Origin of the sequence: Streptomyces purpurogeneiscleroticus (genome assembly GCF_020024005.1) — a bacterium.
GTDB classification, from domain to species: domain Bacteria; phylum Actinomycetota; class Actinomycetes; order Streptomycetales; family Streptomycetaceae; genus Streptomyces; species Streptomyces purpurogeneiscleroticus.
Genome location: NZ_NHSG01000177.1, coordinates 1 through 4,556, shown reverse-complemented (window position 1 = coordinate 4,556; position 4,556 = coordinate 1). Strand labels below are relative to the sequence as shown.

At 72.3% G+C, this 4,556-nt stretch carries 4 protein-coding genes; 1 reads left to right on the top strand and 3 read right to left on the bottom strand.

Annotated elements, in window-relative coordinates; all coding sequences use genetic code 11:
• Together CCS38_RS10875 and CCS38_RS10870 are read right to left on the bottom strand one after the other, a co-directional pair.
• Positions 1-1,526 (bottom strand): acyl-CoA synthetase (locus tag CCS38_RS10875; protein ID WP_223733020.1); only part of this gene is annotated, 1,526 nt, incomplete at its 3' end.
• A 113-nt stretch (positions 1,527-1,639) separates the two neighbouring features.
• A complete protein-coding gene (locus CCS38_RS10870) occupies positions 1,640-2,974 on the bottom strand; it encodes an SLC13 family permease (RefSeq protein ID WP_223733019.1) in 1,335 nt (444 codons plus the stop codon).
• 151 nt (positions 2,975-3,125) lie between these two features.
• On the opposite strand from CCS38_RS10870, the gene CCS38_RS10865 reads away from it, so the two are divergent.
• Positions 3,126-3,836 carry a FadR/GntR family transcriptional regulator gene (locus tag CCS38_RS10865; protein ID WP_223733018.1) on the top strand — a complete coding sequence of 237 codons (711 nt, stop codon included), beginning with the start codon at positions 3,126-3,128 and terminating at the stop codon, positions 3,834-3,836.
• Positions 3,837-3,864: 28 nt separating this feature from the next.
• Here the strand turns inward: CCS38_RS10865 and CCS38_RS10860 are convergent, their stop codons facing one another.
• Entirely contained in the window at positions 3,865-4,335 is a 471-nt protein-coding gene (locus CCS38_RS10860) for a pyridoxamine 5'-phosphate oxidase family protein (protein ID WP_223733017.1), read from the bottom strand.
• Positions 4,336-4,556: the final 221 nt, after the last annotated feature.

Here is a 4,556-nt window from a genome sequence, read left to right as displayed (position 1 = left end):
TGGGGGGCGAGTTGGGTGGCGACGTGGTCGATCAGTTCCTGGGCGGAGGGAGAGGGAGCCGCGCCGGTCGCGTCGCCGTTGCCGCTCGTCGCGGGGACGATCCACGCGACGATGCGCTCGCCGAGGTCCTCGTCCGGTTCGCCCGTTACCGCGGCCTCGGCGACGCCGGGGTGTTCCAGCAGGGCGTTCTCGATCTCGCCTGCGCCGATCTTGTAGCCGCCGCTCTTGATGAGGTCGGTGGCCTTGCGGCCGACGATGCGGTAGCGACCCGCCGCGTCGCGGGTGGCCATGTCCCCCGTACGGAACCAGCCCCCGTCGAACGCCTCGGCCGTCGCGTCCGGCCGGTTCAGATACTCGACGAAGAGGTTCGGGCCGCGGACCTGGATCTCGCCGACCGTCTCGCCGTCGCTCGCTTCGATGACCTTGCCGGACTCGTCGACCAGCCGCGCATGGACGCCCGGGAGCGGGACGCCGACCGTGCCAGGAGCGGAGGTGTCGTCGGCCCGTACCGCGGTGTTCATCAGCGTCTCGGTCATGCCGTAGCGCTCGACGACCCGGGCGCCGGTCGCCGCCTTGATCTTCTGGTGGTCCGTCAGCGGCAGCGCCGCCGAGCCGGAGACCAGCAGCCGGGCGCCGCCCAGCGCCTTGGCGAGCGCCGGGTTCTCGCCCGCCTCGGCGGCCAGCCGGTGGTACATCGTCGGCACGCCGAACAGCATCGTGCCGGCGCCGGCCAGCTCGCGCGCCACCCCCTCGGTGGAGAAGCGGCCGAGGTGGTGCACGGTGCCGCCGCGGCGCAGCGGGCCGAGGATGCCGAGGATCAGACCGTGGACGTGGAACAGCGGCAGGCCGTGGACGAGTACGTCGTCCGCGGTCCACTGCCAGGCGTCTTCGAGGGCGTCGAGCGTGGCGGCGATGGCGCGCCGGGGGATGACCACGCCCTTGGGGCGGCCCGTGGTGCCGGAGGTGTACACGATCACGGCGGGGGCCTCGGCGCCCGGCTCCGGGGGCAGCTCGACCGCCTGGGCCGTCGTCCGCGCCGCGCCCGCCTCGACCGCCTCGGTCGCCGCACCTGTCTCGGCCATCTCAGTCGTCGCGTCCGCCTCAGTCGTCACCGCCGTCGCGCCCGAAGCGTTCCTCAGCCTGTCCTCGGCCGTCGCGCCGCCCTCGACCCCCTCGTACGGATCGACGTCGATGCGGGAGAGCGTGGCGAGCGCGCCGGGGAGTTCGGTGTCCGGTTCGGCCAGGACGAGGGTGGGGGCGCTGTCGGACACGATGTGCGCCAGCTCGCTCTCGCCGATCTTGGGGTTGACGGGTACTGCCGGTACCCCCGCGAGCAGCGCCGCGACCACCGCGACCGAGGTCTCCAGCGTGGGCGTGGCCCACACCGCCACCCGCCGCTCGGCGCCGATCCGCTCCGCGAGCGCGCCGGCGGCCGCGGCGAGCTGCCCGTAGGTCAGCGCGCGGTCCTGGAAACGCAGTGCGGTACGGGAGGACGCCGTACGCAGCGCCGGGAAAAGCTCGTTCACCGAAACTCCTTCGTTCTCTTGCTGTTCGAGTACTCGGGGTACCCATTCCTGGCCACCTGGCTACCTGGCTACCTGGCCACCTGGCCACGGGCCGGCGGCCGTGGCCCGTGGTCTCAGCCGAAGCCGGGGACCACCAGCGCCAGCCAGACCAGCGCCGGTACGGCCGCGACCACGAGGGCTCCGTACACCATCAACTGCTTGAAGAAACCGTCCCGGTCGACATTCTTGGCGTTCGCCAGCACCAGTGCGCCGTTCGTCGAGAACGGGCTCACATCGACGACGGTGGCGGAGACCGCGAGCGCCGCGACCATGCCCACGGCCCCGATCGACCCCTGTGCCAGGAACGGTACGGCCAGCGGGATCAGCGCCCCGATGATGCCGACGGAGGAGGCGAAGGCGGAGACCAGCGCGCCGATGTAGCACAGCAGCAGTGCGGCCAGCAGCGGAATGCCGATGCTGCCGACGGCCTCGCCCGCCCAGGTGATGGTCCCCATCTGCTCCAGGACGCCGACGTAGGTGAGGACGCCGCAGATCAGCAGCACGGTGGGCCAGGTGATCTCCGAGACGGCGGCCTTGCTGTCCTGCGGCCAGACGGCGCTGAGGAGGACGGCGAGGGTGATCGCGGTGAGGCCGGCGTCCAGGTCGAGGACGAGCACCGCCACGACGAGGGCCAGGAGGGCGAGGAGGGTGGCGGCACGGGCGGGCGTGAGGGCGAGGGCGCCGGCCGCGGAGTCCGTTCTTCCCTCGGCGGCGAGGGCACCGGCGCGGGAGTCCGTGCTTCCGCCGTCGGAGTCGCTTCTTCCCTCGTCGGAGGTGCTCTGTGTGCGGCCCCCGCCACCCGTACGAGGGAGCCGGAGGCCGCCCAGGGCGACGAACAGGACCGCCGCGATGAGGAGGTTGACGACCAGGCTGGCGGCGAAGAGGGCGAGCGGGCTGCCGGGCAGGTCCTCGCGGGCGACGATGCCGTTGACCGTCGACCCGTAGATGCTGATCGGCGAGAAGCCGCCGGCCTGCGCGCCGTGCACCACCAGCGCGCCCATGAGCAGCGGTTTGATGCCGTACTGCGCCGCGAAGCCGAGCGCGAGCGGCGCGACGATCGCCACCGCCGCCGGGCTGACCGCGCCGATCGCGGTGAGCGCGCCGGTGACCGCGAACATCACCCAGGGGATCAGCGCGACCCGCCCGCCGACGAGCCGTACGGAGGCGTGTACCAGCCAGTCGGTGGTGCCGTTGGCGCGGGCGATGGCGAAGAGGTACGTCACGCCGACCAGAACCACGAACAGATCGCCGGGGAAGCCCGCGAAGATCTCGTCCGCGTCCATGCCCGCGACCAGCGTGCCCACGCCGAACGCCGCGGCGAACGCCAGCGCGCCCATGTTGATGGATCGGGTGGTGGCCAGTACGAAGATCACCGCTAGCACGAGTATCGAGAGCACTTCCGGCGACATCTGCGGCTCCGTTCGTGGACGATAATGGCCACCTGGCACAGTGGCCAAGTGGCTGAGCCACTTTGCTGCTCGCCGACGGAGTGCGTCAATACTCTTGTCACGACTCTCCAGCGACGTTTGGTCGCGGGAACCGATCGAGGGGGGCCAACCGATGTCCGAGGCTCTGCGGCCAATGGCCAGGCCACGGCTCTACGAGCAGGTGGTCGAGCGGCTGCGCCAGTACGCCGCCGAAGACGGGCTGGGCGCGGGCGACCGCCTGCCGGCGGAGCGCGAGCTGGCCCAGCGGCTCGGCGTCAGCCGGGCGTCCGTGAAGCAGGCGATCGTCGTGCTGGAGGTGCAGGGCCTGGTCGAGGTGCGGCACGGCGGCGGCACCTACCTGGTGCGCGACACCCTCGATGCGGCGGAGCCCGTCGAGCGCCTGGTCGAGCGCCGCCGCCGGCTGCCGGACGTCCTGGAAGCGCGCGAGGCCATGGAGACCAAGCTCGCCGAACTGGCGGCCCGCCGCCGTACGGACGCCGATCTCGCGGTCCTCGACGACGCCCTGGCGCACATGGCGAAGGACGTCGAGGACGGCGGCCCGGGCGTCGAGGGCGACCGCCGCTTCCACGCCGCCGTCACCGCGGCCGCGCACAGCGCGCTGCTCGCCGAGTTCATGCGCTCCATCGCCGAGCAGATCGGCGAGAGCCGCAACGAATCGCTGCGCCAACCCGGCCGCCCCAAGCGGTCACTCGCGCAGCACCGGCGGATCCTGGAGGCCGTCCGGGCGGGCGACCCGAAGGCCGCGGCGGCGGCCATGCGCCGGCACCTCCGTACGGTCGCCGAGGTGCGGCTGCTGACCTGGACCCCGGAGGACGACAGCTGAAGCGCACTCGGCCGGTTCGCCCCGGCGGCTAACCCGGGATCTTGCGGAAGTCCCAGGACGCCACCGCGTCCGGTGTGAGCCGCAGCCAGGCGTGCCGGCCGTCGTGCGGCATCGTCTCCAGACCGAAGTACTTCGCCGCGAAGAGCTTTTCGGGCGCCGCCAGCTCCGGGCAGGGCTCGCCGCGCCGCGGAGCCTCGCCGACGAACGCCACGCTGCCCGACAGTTCGGCGCCGCGCAGTTCGCCGTACTCGTGGCCGTCGTCGACCACGACCGCCACCCGCTGGTCCTTCACGAGGTGGGCCCAACGCCGGCTGCGGGTGAGGGAGTACAGCCACATGGCGACGCCGTCCCAGACGAACCACAGCGCGCCGACGTGCGGTGCGCCGTCCGGCCCGACCGTGGCGATCCGGCAGGTCCGCTGACGCGCCAGAAAGGCGTCCAGCTCCTCCGGGCTCAGCATGATCCGGCGTCCCCTGCGCTGCCCTGCCGCTGCCGCCATCCGCGGCCACCTCCCCGGTCGCTCCCTGGCCACCTGACCAGGTGTCAGGAATCATGAGCCCTTCGACCGACGAACGCAATGGACGCCCGGACCATCCCCGCGAACGCAATGGACGCCCGGACCATCCCCGCGAACACAATGGACGCCCGGACCATCCCCACGAACACAATGGACGCCCGGACCATCCCCACGAACGCATTGGACCCGGACCAGCCCCACGA